The sequence below is a fragment of the Ornithinimicrobium pratense genome (genome assembly GCF_008843165.1).
Classification (GTDB): Bacteria; Actinomycetota; Actinomycetes; order Actinomycetales; family Dermatophilaceae; genus Ornithinicoccus; species Ornithinicoccus pratensis.
Genome location: NZ_CP044427.1, coordinates 3,335,812 through 3,359,385, shown reverse-complemented (window position 1 = coordinate 3,359,385; position 23,574 = coordinate 3,335,812). Strand labels below are relative to the sequence as shown.

Sequence of the window (23,574 nt, the reverse complement as noted above, 5' to 3'; positions counted from 1 at the left end):
ACATGGACGTCGGCACGATGCTCACCCGCGCCGGTCGCCGGTTCGGCGACCGCGTGGCGGTCGAGGGGTCGACCGCTGCCGACCGCCGCAGCTTTGCCGAGCTGGCCGACCGGGTCACCCGCATCGCGAGCGGCCTGAGGGCGCTCGGCCTGGAGCCTGGTGATCGGGTGCTGGACCTGCAGAGCAACAGCACGGCATACCTGGAGACGGACCTGGCGATCCGCGCGGCCGGGCTGGTCCGGGTGGCGCTCAACTACCGCCTGCACCCCTCGGACTGGCAGCGGATCGCGACCGACTGCACCGCCCGCGGCCTGATCTACCACGAGCGGTTCGCCGACGACATCGCCCCGGTCCGTGAGCAGGTGCCGCACGTCGTGGTCGTCGGCGAGGGACCCGAGACCGACCTGGAGGCCTTAGCGACGGGGGCCACCGCCGGTCCGCTGTCGGTGCGCGACCCGGGGGACCTGTGCGGCCTGCACTACTCCTCCGGCACGACCGGCCATCCCAAGGGCGCCCAGCGCACGCACCGCAACTGGTTCGCGTCCGTGGTGAACATGACCCACGACGTGCTCGACGGCCCGCCCGGTCCGGACGACTGCTACGTGCACGCCGGGCCGGTCACCCATACCTCCGGCCTGTTCGTGCTGCCCTTCTTCGTCGCCGGTGCCCGGCAGATCGTGCTGCCGACCTGGGACCCGCAGACCTTCCTGGAGGCGGTCGGGGAGCGGGGCGCGACCCACACCGCGCTCGTGCCCACCATGGTCGCGCGGCTGCTCTCCCACGGCACGACCCGCGAGGACCTGGCCGGGCTGAAGATGCTCGGTTACGCGGGTGCCCCGATGCCGCCGGAGCAGATGCGCCGCGCGCACGAGCGGCTCACGCCGCACCTGGTGCAGTACTACGGGCTCGTCGAGGCGATCCCCCCGGTGACTGTGCTCGACGCCACCGACCACGCCCGCGGCCTGGCCGACCAGCCCGAGCTGCTCACCAGCGCCGGGCGCCCGGCCCTCGGGGTCGAGCTCGCGGTCGTGGACGAGGACGGCCGGCCCGTCCCCGACGGGGAGGTCGGTGAGGTGATCACCCGCGGCGACCACGTCATGGCCGGCTACTACAACGCCGAGCAGCGGACCGACCTGTCCAAGGCGGTCGTCGACGGGTGGCTGCACACCGGTGACCTCGGCCGCCTCTCCGGGGACGGTCATCTGTGGCTCATCGACCGTAAGGGCGACATGATCATCTCCGGCGGCTACAACATCTACCCGCGCGAGGTCGAGGAGGTCATCGCCGAGGTGCCCGAGGTCGGCGAGGTCGCGGTGGTGGGGGTCGCCGACGCCGACTGGGGGCAGCGAGTCGTCGCGCTCGTTACCGCGCGGGCCGGCGCGGAAGTCGATCCTGAGCGGGTGCGCGAGCACTGCGCCACGCGGATGGCGTCCTACAAGAAGCCCAAGGAGGTGCGGGTGGTGAGCGAGTTCCCCCTCAACTCCACCGGCAAGATCGCCAAGAAGGTGCTGCGCGCCGACCTGGAACAAGAGCAGGAGCAGGAGGGTATGCCGTGAGCTGGGAGGACCCGCAGCTGCGGGTCGACTACGCGCCGGAGGGTGCCGAGCGCCCGGGCCAGTACCCCTACTCCCGCGGGGTCAGCGCTGAGCCCAAGGTCTGGATCATGGGCCAGTACGCCGGCTTCGGGACCGCCAAGGAGTCCAACGTCCGCTTCCGCGCCCTGCTCGAGGCGGGGGTCACCGGTTTCTCGGTGGCGATGGACCTGCCCAGCCAGATGGGCATCGACTCCGATGACCCGCGCGCCGCGGGCGAGGTCGGCCGGGTCGGGGTGGCGATCGACTCACTGGCCGACATCGAGGTGCTGATGGACGGCATACCCCTGGAGGAGCTGTCCCAGGTCCGCACCACCGCGAACTCGATCGGCTACCTGTGGGCCGCGCTCTTCGTCGCGCTGGCCGAGAAGCGGGGCGTGCACCCGGACCAGTTCGGGATGTTCATCCAGAACGACGTGCTCAAGGAGTTCATCGCCCGCGGCACCCAGATCTTCCCGCCGGAGGCCTCGCTGCGGTTGTCCGTCGACACCATCGAGTACGTCAGCCGGGAGGCGCCGAGCTGGGTCCCGCTGGCGATGAGCGGCTACCACATCCGCGAGTCCGGGGCCTCGGCCACGCAGGAGATCGCCTTCACCTTCGCCAATGCGCGCGCCTACCTCGATGAGTGCGTGCGGCGCGGGGTCGACGTCGACCAGGTGGCCCCGACGCTGTTCACCTTCCTGGCGATCACCACCGATGTGCTGCCCGAGGTCGCCAAGTTCCGTGCCGCCCGCCGGGTGTGGGCTCGGCTGATGCGGGAGAGGTATGGCGCGCGGGACCCGCGCTCGGAGCAGCTGCGGATCTTCGCCTTCACCGCGGGCTCGACGCTCACCGCGCAGCAGCCGCTCAACAACGTCGTCCGTACCTCCGTGGAGGCCACCGTCGCGGCGCTGGCCGGCGTGCAGACCCTGCACGTCTCGGCCTACGACGAGGCGCTCGGGGTGCCGACCGAGCACGCCGCGACGCTCGCGCTGCGCACCCAGCAGGTGGTCGCCTTCGAGACCGGGCTCACCACCACCCTCGATCCGCTCGCCGGCGCGTATGCCGTGGAGACGCTCACCGACGAGCTCGAGGCCTCGATCTGGTCGCTGATGGAGGACATCGAGGAGCGCGGCGGGGCGCTGGAGGCGATCGGCTCGGGCCGGTTCGCGCGAGACCTGGCGGAGGCGGCCTACCGGCACTCCCAGCAGGTGGAGACGGGGGAGCGGACCGTGGTCGGGGTGAACAAGTTCCCCGCGCCGACCGAGCCGCTGGAGGTCTTCACCATCGACCCCGGCACCGAGCAGGCCCAGGCCGAGTCGGTGCGACGCCTGCGGCACACCCGCGACCAGACGGCCGTGGACTCGGCGCTGGCCCAGCTGGCGCAGGACGTCCGCGAGGGTCGCTCGGTGATGCCGGCCACGATCGAGGCGGTCAAGGCCTACGCCACCCTCGGCGAGGTCGTCGAGGTCCTCCGCGACGAGCTGGGTACCTGGCGCCCCTCCGCCGAGTTCTGACCGAACACGCCACAAGGCCTCACAGAGCACGCGAAAGGGCCCATCAGGGCAGCTGGTCGGGCGCGCGTGGACCGACCCGGGTCGCGACCACGATCTTCGTGCTCGACCCTGGCGCGTAGCCAACCGTGATCGGTGGACTTCGCGCGTTCTTTGGGGACTTTTCCCGTGTTCTGTCGGGGAGGGGGCAGGGTCAGGGGCGGGGGACCTCGATCATCAGCGCCGTGCCCTGGCCGACGCCGATGCAGGCTGCTGCGACGCCGATGCCGCCACCGCGCCGGCGCAGCTCTCTAGCCAGGTCGACGACCACGCGGGGGGCGCTCGCCCCCAGCGGGTGACCGATCGCGATCGCGCCGCCGTTGACGTTGACGTGGGACTCGAGGGCGTCACGGCCCAGCTCGGGCAGGTCGTGCAGCGTGGAGAGCACCATCGCGGCGAAAGCCTCGTTGATCTCCCACAGGTCGACGTCGCCGAAGCCCTTGCCGGTCCGCTCCAGCAGCTGCCGGATGGCCGGCACCGGGGCGACCGCGAACTGCTCCGGGGACACCGCAACCGTGCGGGAGGCCACGATCCGGGCGATCGGCTCCAGCCCCAGCTCCTGCGCCATCGCCGCCGTGCCGACCAGGGCCGCCATCGCGCCGTCGTTGACCGGGGAGGAGTTGCCGGCGGTCACCGTGCCGTCCCGGGTGAAGGCCGGCCGCAGCGCGCCCAAGGTCTCCATGGAGGCCGCCGGCCGCAGCGACTCGTCGCGCTCCACCCCCTCCAGCGGCTCCACGAAGCCCTTGTGCGCAGCGGCCTCGTAGGCGGCGTGCACCCGCTGGTGGGAGCGGACGGCATACTCATCCATCTCCTCGCGTCCGATGCCCCGCTCGGTGGCGACGGCCTGCGCGCTGGCCCCCAGCGAGGTGGTCCACTCCGCCGGGAAAGCGGGGTTGACCATCCGCCAGCCGACCGTCGTCTGGTGCAGCTCCACGGCACGGGGCAGCGCCTCGTCGGGCTTGGGCAGCACATAGGGAGCGCGGCTCATCCCCTCGACCCCGCCGGCCACCACCAGGTCCGCGTCCCCCACGGCGATCGAGCGGGCGGCCTGGACCAGGGCCTCCGAGCCCGAGGCGCACAGCCGGTTGGTCGTCGCTCCCGGCACGGTCACCGGCAGGCCGGCCAGCAGGGCCGCCATCCGGGCCACGTTGCGGTTCTCCTCGCCTGCGCCGTTGGTGTTGCCGTAGTAGACGTCTTCGACCCGCGCCGGGTCCAGCCCCGGGTGACGCTCCAGCAACGAGCGCAGGGGCACTGCGGCCAGGTCGTCGGTGCGCACGTGCGACAGGCCGCCGCGCAGCTTGCCGAACGGGGTGCGGACAGCGTCGAGCAGGAAGACCTCTTCACCGAGCATGAGTCCATCATGCCGGGTGCCGCCCACAGACGTGGACGGTGTCGCTCTGCCCGCCTCAGCGCAGGTGGTCCACCGGCCGCAGGTTGTTGGCACCGAAGTCGGTGAGCACCTTGAGCCCGCGCAGCACGGTCCCCTGCTCGCAGGTGTAGCCCGAGGCGTGCTGGCCGAGGACGGATAGACCCAGGACGGCGGTGACGGCCATCGCGAAGAACATGAGAAATCCCTTCAGATCGTGGATCGGCCCAGCCACAGTGTCACCGGGCCCGAGAACCCCAGCATCTGCGAAAAAACCGTGCAGCACAAGTGAATATGTTTAGGGTATATGTGTAAGGATTGCTACATGTTTAACCCTGAGCACCTGCGCACCCTGCGGACGGTCGTCGAGGAGGGGACGCTGGTGGCAGCGGCGGACCTCATGGGGCTGACGCCCTCAGCCGTCAGCCAGCAGCTGGCCCGGCTCCAGCAGGAGGCCGGGCAGGCGGTCCTGGTGCGGCGTGGGCGCAACCTGGCGCCCACCGACGCGGCCGCCGTGCTGGTGCGGATGGCCGAGGAGGTCCAGCGGCTCGATGAGTCAGCCCGGGCTGAGCTGGAACGCCTGACGAAGGACGTCTCCGGCCCCCTGGTGGTGGGGGCCTTCGCGACGGCGGTGCGGGCGCTGCTCCCCGCCGCGCTGACCGACCTGAGGCGGGCGCATCCGCACCTCGCGCCGACGATCCGGGAGGCAGAGCCCGAGCTGAGCCTGGACCTGGTCCGCGGGGGGCAGCTGGACCTCGCCGTCGTCCACGACTGGACCGACTACCGGCTGACCCTCCCGGCCGGACTGAGCACCCACGACATCGGCCAGGACGTCGTGGACCTCGTGGCCCCGGTCGGGATGAGCCTGCCCCGACGCCGGGACGGGCGGGTGGACCTGCACGAGCTGGACGGCCAGACCTGGATCGACGACACGCCAGGCGTCTACAGCGACTGGTTGCTGGGCACCCTGCGCGAGGCGGGGCTGAGCTATCGGATCGGGGCCACCGTGGACACCTACCCCGGCAAGCTGGCGTTGGCAGGAGCCGGGTTTGGTGTCACCCTCGTCCCCCGGCTGGGTCGAGATCTCGTCCCGGACTCGGTGGTGGTGCTCCCCCTGCACGATCCCCCCACCCGGCGGGTCTTCCTGGCCCACCGGCAGGCCGCCGAGCGCCGCCCCGCGGTGGAGGCCGCTGTGCGGGCGATCCGCCGGGCCTGGGCCGACCTGGAGACCTAGAGCCCCATCCCGGCCAGGTCGACACCCGGCCGCGGCTCAGCGCAGGTGCCGTCGGAACCACTCCAGGCTGGCCGCCCACGGGCCCTGCCGGTCGGCCAGGTCGGGCAGCAGCGGGGTGAGCTCGGCCGAGAACGACTCCGAGGACTCGCGCGGCAGCAGCGAGGGCAGGTTGTCGATGGCGATGACCTCCAGCGGGTTGCCGACCGACCCGAAGGCCCGGACCGGCTCCTCCCAGGTGGTGATCGCGGTGTTGAACGGCAGCAGGTTGGCCTCGGAGGTGACGTCACAGGTCACGTCGGCGACCGTCCGCAGCCGGCGCGGGACGTCGACATCGGCCGTCGCGAGGAAGGGCTCCCGCGGCCGGTCGCTGGCGACGCAGTTGACCATGATGTCGTGCGCCAGCAGCGCGTTCTTGTCGATGACCTCGGTGTCGGCCCGGTCCCAGCGGGTGAGGGCGCAGCCGGCCACCGCCAACGCCGCCATCGCGCCGGTGCCCGACCGGCCCTGGGACCCAATGACCAGCGCCCGTTCCGGCTCGGCCGTGGCACCTGCCGGGGCGCCCGAGGCCAGCGCGGGCCCCTGCTGCAGCATCGCGTCCAGCTCCTCGCGGGACATCGGCGAGACCCCGCCGGTCAGCAGACCGCGGTGCCGCAGCACGGCCAGTGCGGCGCCGACATACCCGGCCCAGAAGCCGAAGGCGACGACCCGCTTGCCGTCCACGGTGAGGTACTCCACGTCCAGCAGCTCCCCGCCCCCGCGGCGGAACCGGTCGAGCACCCGATCGGCGCCCTCCTGGCCCTTGTAGGCGTGGGCGAAGAAGACATGCGTGTGTGCGAGGTCGTCCGGGTCCTCCGGCAGCTCTTTGATGCCGACGACCACGGCCCCCTCTGGCGCGTCCACCCACGAGCCGCGCGGCGCCACCGCGCACCCGGCCTCGACATACTCCGCCAGCGAGATCACCCGGGTCGGGGACTCCTCGACGGTGACGGTGAAGCCGTCCTCGATCAGCCGGCGCGCGTCGGCCGGGACGATCGGCACGCGCTGCTCGGTCGGGCGGGCCTCGGCACGGATCCACAGGTGGGGGCGGGTCATGGACACAGGGTATGAGGTGTCCCGCCCCGCGGCGCGACCGTGCGCCAGATGCAAGGGCCGCGTCTGCCCTACCGCGGAGGACGCCTCAGGACTGGCGAGGCTCTATCCCTGTCCGGTCCTGCAGGCGGTCGATGTGCTCCGAGGCCTGTGCCTTCGTCAGGCCCTCGGCCGGGATCTGCTCGCCGGCGCTGCTGGCGAGCCGGTCGAGGTAGGACTTCTGGGCCTCGGTCGCCGGGTCGTCTCCGGTCACCCACTCCTCGGGGTCACGCTGGAGCTGGCCCGGGTCATCCTGTGGCGTGGAGGAACCGAGCACCTCGGAGGCCTGGGCGTTATTGGCGGCCGCCCTCGGCAGCGGCTCCGGGGCCGGATCGGCGCCCGGCTCCGGCCCCGGACCTGGCTGGGGCACTGACCCCGGCAGCGGCTCCTGCGGGGGGTCGGCGACGGGTTGCGACGGGGCCGGGGTGTCGGGGCCGGGGTTGCCGGTCGGGTCGCTCTCCGGCACGTCGAGCGGCGGCTGCGTAGGGTCGGTCGGGAATGTCATGTCGCCACGCTAGACCCGGGGTCCGACACGGGCGACCCGATCCGTGACGGGCGCCGTCGGGCGGTCGCGGTGTCCCCCCGGGTGCGGTACGTCACCCCGAGTGGAGGGCCGCCGCCATCCGCCGCACCGCCTCGGTCATCAGCTCCTGGCTGGTGCCGATGTTGAGCCGGGCGAACCCGGCACCGCCGATCCCGAAGGCCGGCCCGGGCGAGAGCGCCACCTTGCCCCGTTCGAGGAAGGTCGCCGCCGGGTTGTCGCCCAGGCCCAGGTCGCGGCAGTCCAACCAGGCCAGGTATGAGGCGTGCCCGGGGGTGTACCGCACGGCCGGCAGATGCTCGGCGAGCAGGTCGACCAGCTGGTGGGTGCGCTGCTCGACCTCAGCCCGGACAGTCCCCAACCACTCCCGGCTGTCGGTGTAGGCGGCGACCGCTGCGTACTGCCCCAGGATCGAGGAAGACCAGTCCAGATCCTCGCGCAGACCGGGCCAGCGGCCCGGGGTGGCCGTGATCCCGATCGCGGTCTTCAGGCCCGCGATGTTCCACGCCTTGGACGGGGAGTGCAGCGCGATCCCGACCCGCCGGGCCGCCTCCGAGACGGTGAGGAACGGGCGGAACGGCGTGGGGCTGCCGGGGTGCACCAGGGGGGCGTGGATCTCATCGGAGATCACCAGCGCGTCGTGCGCCGCGGCCAGGTCGGCGACCGCCGCCAGCTCCTCCTGCGTGTAGACATGCCCGAGCGGGTTGTGCGGGGTGCAGAGCAGCACCACGCGCGCACCCGAGGCAAGGGCGTGCTCCATACCCGCCAGGTCCAGGCGCCCACCGGAGGCGACGTCGAGCAGCGGCACCTCCAGCGGCTCCACCCCGACGGACTGCAGCCAGGGGTAGAAGGACAGGTAGACCGGCGGGTTGATGATCACCCGGTCACCCGGCGACGTCACCGCGCGGAGCACCTCGATCGCGGCCTGGCCCACGTCGGCGAACAGCCGCATCGTGCCCCCACCCTCGGCCGGGTCCCAGCCCCAGGTGTCCCGGGCGAATCCGGTGAAGGCGCTGATCACAGGGGCCGGGTCTCCGGCATATCCGAAGTCCGAACGCTCCACCGCCAGGTGCAGGGCGTCGGTGATCGCGGGCGCCGTGCGCACATCCATCTCGGCGGTCCAGGCGGGCAGCACGTCGGCCGGCACCCGGCTCCACTTGGCGGACCGGTGCTCGCGCAGCTGTTCCAGGGTCAGGTCGAAGGGGGAGGCCATGCCGCCCACCTTGCCCCATGCCCGCGAACGTGGGAAAGGCTGGTGTCCCGCTCACGCTGCACAGGCTAGGTTTGGGGTATGTCGCAGCGACCGGGTGAGCAGGGGCGTCCGTGGGAGGGCCCGAGCGAGGTGCCGTACACGTGGGGGGAGCCGGCGCCACCGCCGCTCCCCACTCCACAGGGCGCACAGCCCCCGGCGGAGGTGGTCCCCGGCCAGGTGGCGCCCCTGCCGCAGTACGGCTCGGCCAACCTGCCTGCCCGCCGCGAGAGCGAGGAGATCTGGTCGGTCTTCGGCGACGTCGTCCGCAAGGGACGCTGGAGCGCCAGCCGCCGCAGCTCCTTCTACCAGCTCTTCGGTGACGTCAAGCTCGACCTGCGCGAGGTCCTGCAACCCGGGGAGACCCTCGAGGTGACCAGCTGGTCGATGTTCGGGGACGTGCGGATCGCGGTGCCGCCGGGCACCGACGTCGAGGTCAACGGCGGCACCGTCTTCGGCGACGTCCGCGCCGAGACCACCCCCCAGGGCCAGGCGCCGCGCACCGGCGCCCGGCTGGTGGTGCACGTCAACTCGGTCTTCGGCGAGGTCCGGGTGCGCGAGATCGCCGCTGGCGCGCAGCCGCCCAGGGGGTGGCGCTGGCTGCGGGTGCGCTGAGCGCGGCCCGGCCGCGACATCGTGGTCGTCAGGAGGACCACGATGTCGCGGCGGAACCGCCCGGTGTGCTGCGGCAGTGGGCTGAGCCCGACGCCGTCAGGCCACGCGGTCAGGCCACGCGCTGCTGCGGCGCCCGCTCGGCCGTCTTGCCCGGGTCGCGCACGGCGGCGTCGCCGAGCACCTCGTCGATCTTGGCCATCAGGTCGGCGTCGAGCTTCACCCCGGCCGCCTTGACGTTGTCCTCGACCTGCTCGGGCCGGGAGGCGCCGATCAGCGCGGCGGCGACGTTCGGGTTCTGCAGGACCCAGGCGACTGCCAGCTGCGGCATGGTCAGCCCGGCCTCCTGCGCCAGCGGCTTCAGCTCCTGCACGGCCGTCAGCACGTCATCGGACATGAAGCCCTGCATGCCCTTGCCCATGGCCTCGTCGGCGGCGCGGCCCTCGGTGGGCTGCTGGCCGGGGAGGTACTTGCCGGACAGTACGCCCTGGGCCATCGGGCTCCAGACGATCTGGGAGATGCCCAGCTCCTCGCAGGTCGGGACGACCTCGGGCTCGATGACCCGCCACAGCATGGAGTACTGCGGCTGGGAGGAGATGAGCTGGAAGCCGAGCTGCTTGCTGAGCGCGTGCCCCTCGCGGATCTGGTCGGCGGTCCACTCGCTGACGCCGATGTAGAGCGCCTTGCCGGCCCGCACGATGTCGGCGAAGGCCTGCATCGTCTCCTCCAGCGGCGTCTCGGTGTCGTAGCGGTGGGCCTGGTAGAGGTCGACGTAGTCGGTCTGCAGCCGCCGCAGGCTGCCGTCGATGGACTCCATGATGTGCTTGCGGGAGAGCCCGGTGTCGTTCTTGCCGCCCGGCCCGGTCGGCCAGTAGACCTTGGTGAAGATCTCCAGGCTCTCTCGGCGCTCGCCCTTCAGCGCCTCGCCGAGCACGGACTCGGCCTTGGTGTTGGCGTAGACGTCCGCGGTGTCGAAGGTGCTGATCCCCGCGTCCAGCGCGGCCCGCACGCACCGGTGCGCCACCTCGTTCTCCACCTGGCTGCCGTGGGTGAGCCAGTTGCCGTAGGTGATTTCACTGATCTTCAGGCCGCTGCGGCCCAGGTATCGAAACTCCATACCGGTCACAGTAGGTGCCGAAACGGCCCGGAACCGCATCGGAAGAAGCGCGGGACGTGGGTTGCCCCCGGGGTATGGCTCGGAGTGTCGGTAGCGTGGGCGGTATGACGCAGCGCCCGCAGGACGACCAGCCGCCCCCGCTGCCCCGGCCGGACGGTGTGAGCGGTGGCATCCCCGAGGTCATCCCGTCCTACCAGCCCCCTGCGAGGGCGGGGGCCGGTGGCGCCGTCCGCGAGCCCCAGGACCGGATCGACACCTACTTCGGGCAGGTCGACCGGATCGGGCGCTTCCCGCTCGCCCGGGAGACCCGGGTCAACGCCGGGATGAGCACCGTGCGGCTGGACCTGCGCGAGGTGATCGCGCCCGGCGAGACGATCGAGATCCGGCTCGCCATGTGGATGAGCAACCTGCGCCTCGTCGTCCCGCCGGGCACCGAGGTCGCCCTGCAGGTCAACGCCAGCATGGGTGGTGCACGTCTGGAGGTGGACGCCAAGGCCCAGGGCGCCCCACCCACCGGCACCCGGGTGGTGATCTCCGGCTGGTCCACGATGAGCGACGTCCGAGTGCGCGCCTTCGCGCTCGGCACCAAGCCGCGCTCCGGGTGGCGCTGGACCCGCCCGAAGTAGGCCAGGTCGTCCTCCCCGGGCGGCAGGTGCCGGTCCCATGTCGTTCCGGGGTGACGTGGTCGGCGTGGCCGCCTAGCGTCGGAGATGCGGGCGTCCCCGCGTCCCGCCCGCGAAAGGGATCGATGCCATGGCCACCGACCGGACCACCCCCGCCACCGACCAGCCCGAGGCCCGTCCGCCGGCCGTCGAGGACGGCGGCCCCCACCTGCCGGATTACCCGCAGGGCCCTCCCGTTCCCCGGCCGCCCACCCCGAGCGTCGCGGGCGCCCACGCGGACAACCCGCTCTACACCGCCAGCACCGAGCCCGGGCGCGGCGGCGAGCTGCATCAGCTGCCGGGCGACGGCGTGCCCCGCATGACCACAGCGCACGGCCAGCCGATCTCGGACAACCAGAACTCGCTCACGGCCGGCGAGCGCGGCCCGGTGCTTCTGGAGGACCACGTCCTGCGCGAGAAGCTCTTCCACTTCGACCATGAGCGCATCCCCGAGCGGGTGGTGCACGCCCGCGGATATGGCGCCCACGGCACGTTCACCGCCGCCGAGGACCTCTCCGACCTCACCCGGGCCTCGCTCTTCGGCCGGGCCGGCAAGCAGACCCCCGTCTTCGTCCGGTTCTCTACCGTGGTCGGCAACAAGGGCTCCTTCGACCTGGCCCGGGACGTCCGCGGCTTCGCGACCAAGTTCTACACCGACGAGGGCAACTGGGACCTCGTCGCCAACAACATCCCCGTCTTCTTCATCCAGGACCCGATCAAGTTCCCCGACCTGGTCCACGCGGTCAAGGAGGAGCAGGACCGCGGCTGGCCGCAGGCGGCCTCCGCACACGACACCTTCTGGGACTTCGTCTCGCTGATGCCGGAGTCGACGCACATGCTGCTGTGGCAGATGTCGGACCGGGCGATCCCGCGCTCCTACCGGTTCATGCAGGGTTTCGGCGTGCACACCTTCCGCTTCGTCTCGGCCGAGGGCAGGAGCACCTTCGTCAAGTTCCACTGGGTGCCCCGGCAGGGGTTGCAGTCGGTGGTCTGGAACGAGGCGATGAAGATCAACGGCGCCGACCCGGACTTCCACCGCCGGGACCTGTGGACCGCCATCCAGAACGGCGACTACCCGGAGTGGGACCTCGGCGTGCAGCTCTTCGACGAGGAGTTCGCCGACTCCTTCGAGTTCGACGTGCTCGACCCGACCAAGATCATCCCGGAGGAGCAGGTGCCGCTACGGGTCATCGGCACCCTTCGCCTGGACCGGGTGGTGGACAACATGTTTGCCGAGACCGAGCAGGTGGCGTTCATGACACAGAACGTCGTGCCAGGGATCGACTTCACCAACGACCCGCTGCTGCAGGGCCGCAACTTCTCCTACCTCGACACCCAGCTCAAGCGGCTGGGCTCGACCAACTTCGCCCAGCTGCCGGTCAACGCTCCACGCTGCCCGGTCATGCACTTCCAGCGGGACGGGCACATGCAGATGGGTCGGCAGGCCGGCCGCGCCAACTACGAGCCCAACTCCTTCGCCGGCCCCGCGGCCGGACCACGCGCTGACCACGAGGCGGGCTTCCGCACGGTGGCCAGGGAGGAGTCCGGTCCCACCCGCCGCCTGCGGCCGGAGTCGTTCGCCGACCACTACTCCCAGGCCGGGCAGTTCTACCGCTCCCAGACCCGTCCCGAGCAGGAGCACATCTGGATGGCGTTCATCTTCGAGCTGTCCAAGTGTGAGATCCCCCAGATTCGGCAACGGATGGTGGCCAACCTTCGCAACGTCGACGAGGAGCTGGCGCAGAAGGTGGCCGACGGGCTGGGCATGGACCTGCCGGGCGCCACCGAACCGGCCGTGCCACCGCGGCCCGACCTGCCCCCTTCGCCGGCGCTGAGCTTCGCCGCCCGACCCCCGCAGGACTTCGGTGGCCGAAAGCTTGGCATCCTCGTCTCCGACGGCACCGACGCTGCCCTGCTGGAGCGGGTCAGGGCCGCGGTCGAGGCGGTCGGCGGCATGGTGGAGACGATCGGGCTGCACGTCGGCGGTGTCGTCCTCGCCGGCGAGCAGACCCGAACCCCCGTCGACCACAAGATCGACGCGGGCCCCTCGGTCCTGTTCGACGCCGTCGCGCTCCTCGCCGACGGCGCTGGCGCGGTCGAGCTGGCCGGCCACCCCAACGTCAAGGACTTCGTCGCCGACGCCTTTACCCACTACAAGCACATCGGGTATGTCGCCGGTTCCCGTCCGCTGCTGGACCGGGGCGGCATCACCGACCAGCTCGACGAGGCCTGCCATGACCTCGGCTCCGTCTCACCCGGCGACTTCGTCGCCGCGCTCGCGGGGCTGCGCAACTGGGACCGCGACGTCTGACCCCGAGGACGCCTCGTCTGCGGCGATCGGACGGGTCGTCTGCACAGCGGCGCGCCGCCGCCATGTCACATTCCATCCCTCACTATCTAGGAGAACCATGACCCAGGAGAACCTGACCGACATCCCCGCCCAGGAGCAGGAGTGGCCCGGGACCGAGGCGAAGCTGGACCCCACCCCCGACCACGGGACCTCGTGGACGGGCCGCGACCGCCTCACCGGCAAGCGCGTGCTCATCACCGGTGGCGACTCGGGCATCGGGCGGGCCGTCGCCCTCACCTTCGCCCACGAGGGCGCGAGCGTGGCGATCGCGCACCTGCCGCAGGAGAGTGAGGACGCGGAGGAGACCCGGCGCCTCGTCGAGGACGCAGGCGGCACCTGCCATCTCTTCCCGGGCGACCTGCGCTCCTACGACGCCAACCGCGACCTGGCCCGCCAGGTCGTCGAGGCGCTCGGCGGGCTCGACGTGCTCGTCCCGAACGCCGCCTACCAGATGACCCACGACGAGCTGGAGGAGTTCCCGCCCGAGCAGGTCGAGCGCACCTTCGCCACCAACGTCTTCTCGCCGTTCTGGCTGGTGCGGGAGCTGGCCGGGGCGCTCACCGAGGGTGGGTCGATCATCATCACCACTTCGGTGCAGGCCTACGCGCCCTCGGACCACCTGCTCGACTACGCCGCCTCCAAGGCCGCGCTGACGAACCTCACCGTCAACCTTGCTGCCGAGCTGGGCCCGCGCGGGATCCGGGTCAACGCCGTCGCGCCGGGACCGATCTGGACCCCCCTCATCCCGGCCACGATGTCCGCGGACAAGGTGGAGGGCTTCGGCTCCGACACCCCGCTGGGCCGTGCGGGTCATCCGGTCGAGGTCGCGGCCGCCTACGTCTTCCTCGCCTCGGACGAGGCCAGCTACGTCTCGGGCACTGTCCTGGGCGTGACGGGCGGCAAGCCGGTCTTCTAGGCGCAGCGGAATGTCCGGGTCCTCCAGAGCGTTCCCCTCGATCCCCGTGAGCGCCCTGGAGGATCCGTGAGCCCACAGCCCGCACCGACCCAGCCCGACCTGACCAGCCAGCCCGATGAGGCCGGTCTGCCCGACGTGACCAGTCAGCGCAACGAGCTTGGCCTGCCCGACGTCGGCGCGACCGGTCTACCCGATCTAACCGAGCAGCGCCGCACCCTGACCCACCTCGGGTTGGACCTGCCGCCCCTGCCCGAGGGGCTGGTCGGGGACCTGCTCGTCGTCCACCCCCGCCTCGTCCCTGCGGCCGAGCTGGCTGCCCTGCTGCGCCTGGGCGAGAAGCGGGGCTTCGTGGTCGAGGACCTGAGCGACCTGGCTGAGTTCGGCCCCGCGCCGGGCACCACGGTGCCGGACAGCGACCTGTATGCCGTGCACGACCCGGACCGCGGCGACCGGTTCGCCAACCGGAGCCCGGACGAGGTCGACCCCGAGCTGCGCGCCGCCGGACGTGAGCTGATGACCCTCACGGAGGGGATCTGCTGGGCGCTGCTGCAGCCGTCGATCATCGAGCGCAACCACTGCTTCATGACCACCGGTTCGCGCAAGCCGGGGCGCAGGGCCGGAACCCTGGACACCAGGGTCCCCGCGCTGTGGATCAGCAACGGCACCGGTCGCGACGGCAAGGAGTGCCGCGGCGCGCCCAAGGTCGGCTGGTGCTGGGCCGGCAATCGGCATACCTGGCTCGGCATCGCCTCGGTAGGGGACCGGTCGGCCCCTACTCTTGCCCCGTGAGCACAATCGTCTTTTTGCACGCCCATCCTGACGATGAGGCCTCCGGGACCGCGGGCACGATGCGGCTGGCGGCCGACGCCGGGCACCGGGTGGTCTGCGTCTACGCCACCAACGGCGAGTACGGCACGGTGCCCGGCGACCTCGTCGATGGGGAGACGGTGGTCCAACGCCGCCGCCGGGAGGCCGAGGCGTCGAACGCCCTGCTCGGCACCGCCCGCGTGGAGTGGCTGGGGTATGCCGACTCCGGCATGACCGGGTGGGCGCAGAACGGCGACCACGGGTCGTTTCACAACGCCGACCTCGACGAGGCTGCCGGCCGGCTGGCTGCCGTCCTCGACGAAGAGGACGCCGACGTCGTGGTCGGCTACGACTGGCACGGGGGCTACGGCCACCCCGACCACGTCAAGGTCCACCACGTCGTCCGCCGGGCGGTCCAGCTCGCCGCCCGGCGCCCGCGTCACCTGGAGACGACGATGAACCGCGACCACATGCGCCGGCTCTACATCCAGGCCCGGGACGCCGGGCTGGTCGGCCCGGACGAGGGTGCCGACTGGGACCCGGACCAGCCGGCCGACGACGGCAACCCCCTGGGCATGCCCGAGGCGGAGCTGCACTGGCACGTCGACGTGCGCCCGGTGCTGGCCACCAAGCGGGCAGCCCTCGCCGCGCACGCCTCGCAGGAGGACGTCGACTGGATGCTGGGCATGCCCGAGGAGCAGTACGCGATGGCCTTCGGCGACGAGTGGTACCTGGAGCCCGGACGGCCCGACGGGATGGTCAGCGCGCTCCCGTTCTAGCCTCCGACAGCGAGGTAGATCAGTGTCGCGATGACGACACCGTTCTACCTCGGACGCGCAGGGGGAGGGTCGTCCCCGGGTCGCAACCAGGGTGGAACCCGCTGCGACCGGGGTCGCAGCTGCCGAGCCCGACGTCACGTCCGACGGGTGATGTGCCGGGCGGTTCCCCCCGCCGAAGGTAGGAACATGACCTTCCACCAGCTGTTCCTCCACGTTCTCGTCTCCGCCGGCATCCTGCTCATGACGCTCCTGGCCACCGTGCCGCTCTGGCTGCGCCACGACGCCAGCTGAGCACCCACCGGCCGAGCACCCACCGGCCGAGCACCCACCGGCTGAGCACCCGCCGGCCCTCGACCTGCCCGCCGTATGATGTGCGCGCCTCGCGGCACGCCGCCGTCCGAGGCTGCAGGGGAGGAGCTGGATATGAGTGAGAGCGCGACCTACAGCCTGTCGCCGGCGCAGCGACGGGTGTTCGTCGGTCTCATGCTGGGCATGTTCGTGGCCTCGATCAGCCAGGGCATCGTTGGCCCGGCGATCCCGCGGATCGTCGCCGAGCTCGGCGGGATGGAGCACTACAGCTGGGTGGCGAGCGCGGCCTTCCTCGCCTCGGCGATCATCGTGCCGATCGTCGGCAAGCTCTCCGACATGTTCGGCCGCCGCGCGTTCTACCTCGCCGGCCTGGTCGTCTTCCTCCTCGGTTCGCTGATCTCCGGCCTGGCGCCGAACTTCTGGACCCTGGTCGCCGGCCGGGCCGTGCAGGGCCTGGGCATGGGCACCCTGATGCCGTTGTCCCAGACGATCATCGGTGACCTCATCCCGGCGCGGCAACGGGGCAAGTACCAAGGCCTGATGGGTGCAGTCTTCGGCGTCACCTCGGTCGCCGGACCGATCGCCGGTGGCCTGATCACCGACTTCTGGGGCTGGCGGTGGCTCTTCTTCTCCACGATCCCGCTCGGCCTGGCCGCCATCTTCGTCATCGCCCGCTTCCTGCAGCTCGACCACGTCCCCACCCGCGGCCGCGTGGACGTGCTCGGGATCCTCACGCTCACCCCGGCCCTGATGGCCATCCTGCTCGCGACCTCCTGGGGCGGCACGACCTACCCCTGGGGCTCCTGGGTGATCCTGGGCTTGTATGCGGCCGGGGCGGTCTTCCTCGGCCTCTTCGTCGCGGTGGAGCTGCGGGCCGAGAACCCGCTGCTGCCGCTGCGCCTCTTCCGCAACGACGTCTTCACTACCGCCAACGTGGCCGCGTTCGCGCTGGCGATGGTGATGTTCGGGATGATCATCTACGTGCCGGTGTTCGCCCAGGGCGTGCTCGGCGTCAGCGCGACCGAGTCCGGGCTGATCCTGGTGCCGATGATGCTGGGGCTGATCCTCGTCGGCATCGTCACCGGCTTCCTGGTCACCAAGACCGGTCGCTACAAGGAGTTCATGCTGCTCGGCACGGTCGTCGTCGCCGTCGGGTTGTGGCTGCTCACCCGCCTCGGCGTCGACTCCTCGGGGTGGGAGCTGGCCGCAGCTCTCGCGGTGCTCGGCGCCGGGCTCGGCCTGGGCATGCAGCAGTACACCCTGGTGGTGCAGAACGCCGTGGGGCGCTCGGACCTGGGAGTGGCGACCGCGACCCTGCAGTTCTTCCGCAACGTCGGCAACACGGTGGGGATCGCGCTGTTCGGTGCGGTGATGACGGCCGGTATGTCGGGGGCCATCGCCTCCCACCTGCCGGCGAACCTGGTGGACGAGGTGGGGGACCTCGACGAAATCGACGCCGGTGCGGCGATCGACCCGGCCGCGACGGCCGGGCTGCCGCCGGAGGCCGTGACCGCCATCCGCGCCGGGCTGGCCGACCAGCTGCACGACGTCTTCCTGCTCGGGCTCCCGCTGGTCCTGGTCGTCTTCCTCGCCACGTTGGCGATCCGCGCCATCCCGCTGCGGGACAGCGTGCAGACGGCCGACGAGGCCCAGCGCGGCTACCTCGACACGATGGCGCAGAGCGCCCCGTCCGAGAACTACACCCCCGGCCTGCGCCACCACGACGTCGGCGCCCGCACGCGGGAGCGGGTCCTCGGCATCCAGCTGGGCATGCTGGCCCGGGAGGCCGCGCGCGGCGACCGGCCCCTGCTGACCCGGGCGGTGGCCGAGCTCGGCGACGGCGACCTGAACCGCGGGCGCCGGCTGCTGGAGCGGGCTGCCCTGATGATGTCGACCGACGACGAGCAGGAGGCCGCCGCCGCGGAGAAGTATGCGGTGGAGCTGGGCCGGCGCGCCCTCACTGAGGGTGGTCTGCTCAGCGAGGCGCTGCGGCAGGACCTGGCCGTGCGGGCGGCCGAACGAGCCCGCGAGGAGGTGCTCACCACGATCGAGCCGTCGGTGCAGGAGCGGCACTCCGCGGTCGACCTCACGCAGGTGCGCCAGGCCGCCTCCGAGCTGTCCGCCGCGCTGCTCGTCGACATCGGGCCGGGGTCCGTAAAGCTGGACGAGCCCGGGCCGGAGCCCACCAAGGGGGCGGACCCCATTTAGGTGGTCCCCATCTAGGCGGTTCCCTGCGAGGCATGCTGTTGGACCCTCGTGCCGGAGGGGCCTCGGTACCCTCCATCCCATGCAGACCGCCTTCCACCTCCCGACCGGCATCGTGGTCACGGCGGTCTTTCTCCTCCTGCACGCCGCACTGTGGCTGCGCCGGCGCCAGGCGCGACGGGGCTTCCTGTCCGAGCACGAGCTCATCACCTACGAGACGTTGCGGACCGGCAGCCAGGCAGGGCGGTTCCTGCGGGCGGGGTTCACCCCGGACAACGCCGGCCGGGCAGCGCGCCACCTGCGGCTCATGCTCGGTGGCAGCGCCCTAGCGATCTGTGACACCCAGGACGTGCTGGTCTGGGCCGGCCAGGGCGAGCACCACCGCGACCAGGTCATGGGGCACGCCGCCCCGGTGCTCGGCACCGGGGACGTCTCGGTGCTGAGCCGCGCCGACCTGCCCTGCGAGCAGCCCGACTGCGAGGTCCGGGCCGGCGTGGTGGCCCCGCTCGTGGTGGAGGACCGGGTGATCGGGGTGCTGACCGCATACTCCTCCCGCCCGTCGGCCGGCCTGGCCCGGGCAACGGAGGCGCTGGCCACCTGGATGGGGGGTCAGCTGGAGCTCGGCGAGCTGGACCGCGAGCGCACGCGCGCCGTGGAGGCCGAGCTGCGCAGCCTGCGCGCACAGATCAGCCCGCACTTCATCTACAACAGCCTCGGCGCGATCGCCAGCTTCGTGCGCACCGACCCCGACCGGGCGCGCGAGCTGCTGCTGGAGTTCGCCGACTTCACCCGCTACAGCCTGCGGCGCGGTGGCACCTTCACCCCGCTGGCCGACGAGCTGCGCAACGTCGAGCGCTACCTCGTGCTGGAGCAGGCCCGGTTCGGGGAGCGGCTGCAGGTCCGGCTGCTGGTGGCACCGGAGGTGCTCCCGGTCGTCGTGCCCTACCTCGTCGTCCAGCCGCTGGTCGAGAACGCCGTGCGCCACGGCCTGGCCGACAAGGTAGGCGTGGGGCACGTGACCATCACCGCCACCGACCAGGGGGACGCCGCGGAGATCACCGTCGAGGACGACGGGGTCGGCTCCGACCCCGAGACGGTGCGGCGCGCCCTCGAGGGGGAAGAGGAGTCGCACAAGAGGACCGAGTCCCTCGGGATGGGCAACGTCGACGCCCGGCTGCGGCAGGTCTACGGCGACGACTACGGGCTGGTCGTCGAGACGGCGCCCGACCTGGGCACCAAGGTCAGCTTCCGGGTGCCCAAGTACGCCCCGGGCGTCCACCCTTCGGCCTGACGGGGGACCGGTGGGCGGCCCTACGATGACCCCATGCGTGCCCTGGTCGTCGACGACGAACCGCCGGCCCTGTCCGAGCTGACCTGGCTGCTGGAGCGGGACGGCCGTTTCGAGAGCGTGCTCGCGGTCGGATCGGGCACCGACGCGCTGCGCGTCCTGGAGTCTGGCGGCATCGACGTCGTCTTCTCCGACATCTCCATGCCCGGCCTGGACGGCATGGAGCTGGCTCGGGTGATCGCCCGCTTCGCCGACCGCCCCCAGGTCGTCTTCGTCACCGCCCACGACGAGCACGCGGTCGACGCCTTCGCCATCCAGGCCACCGACTACGTGATGAAGCCGGTCTCCTCGGCCCGGCTCGCCCAGGCGATCGACCGGGTCGTGGAGGGTATGCAGCGCGCTGCGGGGGGCGGGGGCGGCGCGCCCCCGCAGCCCGACCCCCAGCCCGTGGCGGCGGAGCAGGCTCCCGCCGACGAACGGATCGCCGTCGAGCTGGGCGGGGTCACCCGCTTCGTGCAGCGCTCGTCGATCCGCTACGTGCAGGCGCAGGGCGACTACGCCCGGCTGTTCACCGCCCACGGCTCGCACCTGGTGCGGATCCCGCTGTCCACGCTCGAGGACCGGTGGTCGGACGCCGGCTTCTTCCGCATCCACCGCTCCACCCTGGTCTCCCTGGCCCACGTCGCCAAGGTCCGCCAGAGCCAGGGCAAGCTCAGCCTGGTGCTGGCACCCGACGGACCCGAGCTGCCGGTCGCCCGCCGTCACGCACGTGAGGTCCGGGAGCGGGTGCTGGGCGCCGGCGGACGGTGAGGAAGCCCAGAGGAAGCGCAGAGGACGCGCTGGCGCTCAGGGCACGCTCTGGGCCGCCTCCTGCTCATCGGCGAGCTCCTCGAGTTCGGTGGCCTTGACGCGGCAGCGGCTCGCGTAACCCAGGATGTCGGTCCGCAGGTTGCGCACGTCGGTGCGGACGCCCCGGACGCCGTCGTAGAAGTCGGTCGCGGCCGGGCCCCACCAGACCCCGTCCGACCGGTGCGGGTAGTGGCGGAGCAAGGAGTCCAGGTCGTCGTCCAGGAGCCACGCCTTGGTGCTGATCGTGGTGGCGACCTCGCGCAGCATCTGGGCGCGGGCACGCTTCTGCTCCGGGGTGGTCACAGCAGGCTCGCCCCCACCAGGGTGGTGAAGAGCGGCTCGGAGGGGAAGGCCTGCAGGTCGACGACGCCGTCCTGCTCCTCCGGCTCCGCCAGTCGGAAGTGCCCGTGGCGCCCGGCATGCACCCCGGCGACGGCGTGGCCGGTGTCCGTGGTCAGCACCCAGGTGAACCACGGCTCGGCCCAGGCCGAGCGCAGGTGGTCGTCGGCGTCCGGGGGCGGCGGCACGCGGTCGTCCTCGGCCCGTTCGGTCACCAGGTCTCGGGGGAGCCGCGGGGGGCTGGTCGCCATCGGCCAGGCGGGGCCGACCTGCAGCCAGGCGGCGAGCTCCTCCGGCAGGTGCATGAGCGGGATCCACTGCAGCGTCCCGGTCGTCGCCGACTCCAGCGCGTCCCGGCCACGAGCCGGGCCGCCGGCCCAGCGCGAGGGCGGGTCGGTGGCCCAGACCAGGGCCGTGTCGCCGAGCCGGGCCGCCTCGAAGGTCCCGGGCACGCCCGCGGCGGCGGACTCCACCCGGATGCGTCGGTCGGCGCCCGCGAGGGCGGCGTGGGTGGTGCGGCCATCCTCGGTCAACCGCCCCGAGGCGTCCACGAGGCCGGCCTGCTGCAGCTCCTCGACGGCGGAGCGGTCCTTCACCCGGGGGCCGCGCAGGCCGCGGCCTGCTTCCGCGAAGGCCGCGAAGGCGGCCCGCGACAGCGGCAGCCCGTCAGGCGCCCACGGCTGGGCCTGCTGCAGCCGGCCCAGGTCCTCCAGCGTCTCCCCGCGCCCGGACCAGAAGTCGTCGGTGCGTGGCTCGTCAGCCGGTTCCGCGGCCGGCACTGGGGGTGCGCTGTGCTCCGGGACGGTGCCCTCGACCCGGAGCGTGTCCACCGCCTGCATCATCAGCGGCATGACGCGCAGGTAGCGATCGGCGTCCACCGTGGCCGTGACCGAGAGCGGGCGACCTCCCTCGAGCCGGACCCAGGTCATCGCAGCGACGAGGGCCGTGCCGGCCGGGTAGGTGACCAGCAGCCTGCGTCCCCCCTCGTCGTGCCACAGGTCCCAGGACACGATGCGATGCCCCGCCTCCAGCGCCAGGAAGGTGGCGGCGGTCCGGGTGGCCACGGCGCGAATGGTGCCGGTGGTGGGGGCGCCGAGTCCCACGACGATGTTCGGCCGCACACCCCAGTCCTCGCGCCAGTCGGCCGGGGCCAGCGCGAGCAGCACGGCGCCCTCGGCGTCCGGCTCCTGCGGGATCTGCACCCAGCCAGGCGGCGGCTCCAGGTGGACGGTGAGGTCAGCGGGCGCGGACGTCATACAGGTCCTTCCGGGAGGTGGCGTCCCGCAGCCACCGGGGCTGCAGGAACCCGGGCAGCCAGACCACGGCGAGCACGCCGGCGGCGAAGGGCAGCATCGACAGCGGCAGCAGCACCGTGGCCAGCCAGCCCGGGACGAGGGGGCTGAGCGTGGTGAGCAGGCCCGCCAGGCCCAGGTAGAGGGGGGCGAGGTGAAGCGTGGGGCTGGGCCAGGCGCGCAGCACCACCTGACGGGTGCGGCCGGACCACGCGACCAGCCCGAGGACGAGCAGCACCGCGCTCACGAGGAGCAGCGGCAGCGACGGCGTGAAGAGCGACTCCGGTGGCGTCATCAGCCGAACAACCCGTCCCAGATCTTCTTGGCACCGTCGGCGACCGCGCTGCCCGCCTGCTTCAGGCCCTGCCCGACGGCCTTGCCGGCCTTGGAGCCGACGAAGGCGCCGATGGCGCCACCGATGAGAGCGCCGCCCAGGGTGCCCACGACCGGGATCGGGACGAAGCTGCCGAGGACGGCCCCGTAGTGCGCGCCGACCAGGCCCCCGGCGACCGCCCCGCCGCCCTCGGTGGCCAGCGCGTAGGAGGTGGAACCGACGCGCTGGGCGGTGCTGTACTCCGGGTGGTAACGCTGGTCGTGCTCCCACTGCGAGGCGCCCACGTCCCAGAGCGTGAGCCCGACGCCCGCGACGCCCAGGACGCGCCCCCCGGTGCGCGCCCACGTGGGTGGTCGTCCCACGCTTGTCCCGGTGGTGAACTGACGCCCCGGGGCGTAGGTGGCCTCGTCGATGGTCTGGTGGATCCGCGGCAGGCGCGGGTCGGCGTCGCTGAGCGAGGGCACATAGAGCCCGCTGGCCCGCCGCACGTAGGGCCGTCCCTGGTGGACGGTGTCGGAGGTGGTGAACAGCCGGTCCAGCTCGGCCAGTGCCTGGCGACCGGTATGAGTGTCCGAGCTGGGCACGTACAGCATGAAGTTGCGGTAGCGCTCCATCAGCGCCTGCGCGGTGCCCAGCGGGATCGCCCCGAACTCGTCGCTGCGGGCGATCCGCTCGATGTTCTCGGTCACGGTCTGGTCACCGTGGGGCAGCAGGTTGCCGAAGTCCGGGAGCCAGTAGCCCAGCGACCGGAGCTCCTCGATCGGGCGCTCGTGGTCGACGTAGTGGACCGCGTGCTCGCGGGCGGCCCCGGCCAGCAGGGCCAGCGTCTCGGCCATCGTGCCGGTCCGGGACCGAGCCTCGGGTGCGCCTTCGACCCACTGGTCCACCCGCTCGATCTGGCCGGTGATGTCACCGCCGATGGCGTCGATCGTCGTGGCGACGCCCAGCGTCGCCCCAGACATGGCGATGACGCCGTCCGGGTCGATCCGCACCCCCATGCTGTCCTCCCCTGTCGCTGGGCGGCCATGAAGTATACCGGGGGTCCTTCGGACGGAGGCGTCAGACCTGCTCCC

At 72.1% G+C, this 23,574-nt stretch carries 22 protein-coding genes; 12 read left to right on the top strand and 10 right to left on the bottom strand.

The features are described from left to right. Positions 1-2 precede the first annotated feature (2 nt). On the top strand, positions 3-1,556 hold the full coding sequence (locus tag FY030_RS15400; protein ID WP_158062400.1) for an AMP-binding protein: 1,554 nt from the start codon (positions 3-5) through the stop codon (positions 1,554-1,556). Further along, on the top strand, positions 1,553-3,088 hold the full coding sequence (locus tag FY030_RS15395; protein ID WP_202879719.1) for an acyl-CoA mutase large subunit family protein: 1,536 nt from the start codon (positions 1,553-1,555) through the stop codon (positions 3,086-3,088). Before FY030_RS15400 ends, FY030_RS15395 begins: the two co-directional genes overlap by 4 nt. Positions 3,089-3,278: 190 nt before the next feature. Here the strand turns inward: FY030_RS15395 and FY030_RS15390 are convergent, their stop codons facing one another. Both FY030_RS15390 and FY030_RS16470 read right to left on the bottom strand, forming a co-directional pair. Continuing rightward, a complete protein-coding gene (locus FY030_RS15390) occupies positions 3,279-4,475 on the bottom strand; it encodes a thiolase family protein (protein ID WP_158062399.1) in 1,197 nt (398 codons plus the stop codon). A gap of 55 nt (positions 4,476-4,530) precedes the next feature. Beyond that, a complete protein-coding gene (locus FY030_RS16470) occupies positions 4,531-4,689 on the bottom strand; it encodes a hypothetical protein (protein ID WP_192498646.1) in 159 nt (52 codons plus the stop codon). Between the two features lie 126 nt (positions 4,690-4,815). Between FY030_RS16470 and FY030_RS15385 the strand changes: the two genes are divergently transcribed. Further along, positions 4,816-5,724 (top strand): LysR family transcriptional regulator, encoded by a 909-nt coding sequence (locus tag FY030_RS15385; RefSeq protein WP_192498645.1) that lies wholly within the window; start codon positions 4,816-4,818, stop codon positions 5,722-5,724. Between the two features lie 36 nt (positions 5,725-5,760). Here the strand turns inward: FY030_RS15385 and FY030_RS15380 are convergent, their stop codons facing one another. The 3 genes from FY030_RS15380 to FY030_RS15370 all read right to left on the bottom strand — a co-directional run bounded on the left by FY030_RS15380 (position 5,761) and on the right by FY030_RS15370 (position 8,606). Further along, the gene (locus FY030_RS15380) at positions 5,761-6,816 is read right to left on the bottom strand and encodes a saccharopine dehydrogenase (protein WP_158062397.1); all 1,056 of its coding nucleotides are present in this window, start codon (positions 6,814-6,816) and stop codon (positions 5,761-5,763) included. Positions 6,817-6,901: 85 nt separating this feature from the next. Next, a complete protein-coding gene (locus FY030_RS17230; protein WP_158062396.1) occupies positions 6,902-7,357 on the bottom strand; it encodes a DUF3072 domain-containing protein in 456 nt (151 codons plus the stop codon). Positions 7,358-7,448: 91 nt separating this feature from the next. Then, the gene (locus FY030_RS15370; RefSeq protein WP_158062395.1) at positions 7,449-8,606 is read right to left on the bottom strand and encodes a MalY/PatB family protein; all 1,158 of its coding nucleotides are present in this window, start codon (positions 8,604-8,606) and stop codon (positions 7,449-7,451) included. A 78-nt stretch (positions 8,607-8,684) separates the two neighbouring features. Here FY030_RS15370 and FY030_RS15365 point away from each other — a divergent pair, with 78 nt between their 5' ends. Beyond that, a complete protein-coding gene (locus tag FY030_RS15365) occupies positions 8,685-9,257 on the top strand; it encodes a LiaF domain-containing protein (RefSeq protein ID WP_158062394.1) in 573 nt (190 codons plus the stop codon). A gap of 109 nt (positions 9,258-9,366) precedes the next feature. On the opposite strand, the gene FY030_RS15360 is transcribed toward FY030_RS15365, so the two are convergent. After that, positions 9,367-10,371, bottom strand: coding sequence for an aldo/keto reductase family protein (locus FY030_RS15360; protein WP_158062393.1), 1,005 nt, complete (start codon positions 10,369-10,371; stop codon positions 9,367-9,369). Positions 10,372-10,475: 104 nt separating this feature from the next. On the opposite strand from FY030_RS15360, the gene FY030_RS15355 reads away from it, so the two are divergent. From FY030_RS15355 to FY030_RS15320, 8 genes are all read left to right on the top strand, one after another. Continuing rightward, entirely contained in the window at positions 10,476-10,997 is a 522-nt protein-coding gene (locus FY030_RS15355) for a LiaF domain-containing protein (protein ID WP_192498644.1), read from the top strand. 127 nt (positions 10,998-11,124) lie between these two features. Continuing rightward, entirely contained in the window at positions 11,125-13,344 is a 2,220-nt protein-coding gene (locus tag FY030_RS15350) for a catalase (RefSeq protein ID WP_158062391.1), read from the top strand. A 97-nt stretch (positions 13,345-13,441) separates the two neighbouring features. Next, entirely contained in the window at positions 13,442-14,299 is an 858-nt protein-coding gene (locus tag FY030_RS15345; RefSeq protein WP_158062390.1) for an SDR family oxidoreductase, read from the top strand. A 66-nt stretch (positions 14,300-14,365) separates the two neighbouring features. Further along, positions 14,366-15,088 (top strand): DUF5701 family protein, encoded by a 723-nt coding sequence (locus FY030_RS15340; protein ID WP_238348460.1) that lies wholly within the window; start codon positions 14,366-14,368, stop codon positions 15,086-15,088. Beyond that, positions 15,085-15,885: a PIG-L deacetylase family protein gene (locus FY030_RS15335; protein ID WP_158062389.1), complete on the top strand. Its 801-nt coding sequence runs from the start codon at positions 15,085-15,087 to the stop codon at positions 15,883-15,885. The genes FY030_RS15340 and FY030_RS15335 overlap by 4 nt, the downstream gene beginning before the upstream one ends. Before the next feature lie 423 nt (positions 15,886-16,308). Continuing rightward, on the top strand, positions 16,309-18,402 hold the full coding sequence (locus FY030_RS15330; RefSeq protein WP_158062388.1) for an MDR family MFS transporter: 2,094 nt from the start codon (positions 16,309-16,311) through the stop codon (positions 18,400-18,402). A 79-nt stretch (positions 18,403-18,481) separates the two neighbouring features. Then, positions 18,482-19,690 (top strand): histidine kinase, encoded by a 1,209-nt coding sequence (locus tag FY030_RS15325; protein ID WP_158062387.1) that lies wholly within the window; start codon positions 18,482-18,484, stop codon positions 19,688-19,690. Positions 19,691-19,723: 33 nt separating this feature from the next. Beyond that, the gene (locus tag FY030_RS15320; protein WP_158062386.1) at positions 19,724-20,497 is read left to right on the top strand and encodes a LytR/AlgR family response regulator transcription factor; all 774 of its coding nucleotides are present in this window, start codon (positions 19,724-19,726) and stop codon (positions 20,495-20,497) included. 36 nt (positions 20,498-20,533) lie between these two features. Here FY030_RS15320 and FY030_RS15315 read toward each other — a convergent pair whose 3' ends face one another. Genes FY030_RS15315 through FY030_RS15300 form a run of 4 tightly spaced genes read right to left on the bottom strand, consistent with a single transcriptional unit; the run spans position 20,534 to position 23,499 of the window. Continuing rightward, entirely contained in the window at positions 20,534-20,839 is a 306-nt protein-coding gene (locus tag FY030_RS15315) for a hypothetical protein (protein WP_158062385.1), read from the bottom strand. Then, the gene (locus FY030_RS15310; protein WP_158062384.1) at positions 20,836-22,131 is read right to left on the bottom strand and encodes a hypothetical protein; all 1,296 of its coding nucleotides are present in this window, start codon (positions 22,129-22,131) and stop codon (positions 20,836-20,838) included. Before FY030_RS15310 ends, FY030_RS15315 begins: the two co-directional genes overlap by 4 nt. Then, positions 22,112-22,462 (bottom strand): hypothetical protein, encoded by a 351-nt coding sequence (locus FY030_RS15305; protein WP_158062383.1) that lies wholly within the window; start codon positions 22,460-22,462, stop codon positions 22,112-22,114. Before FY030_RS15305 ends, FY030_RS15310 begins: the two co-directional genes overlap by 20 nt. After that, positions 22,462-23,499: a hypothetical protein gene (locus FY030_RS15300; protein ID WP_158062382.1), complete on the bottom strand. Its 1,038-nt coding sequence runs from the start codon at positions 23,497-23,499 to the stop codon at positions 22,462-22,464. Before FY030_RS15300 ends, FY030_RS15305 begins: the two co-directional genes overlap by 1 nt. Positions 23,500-23,574 lie beyond the last annotated feature (75 nt).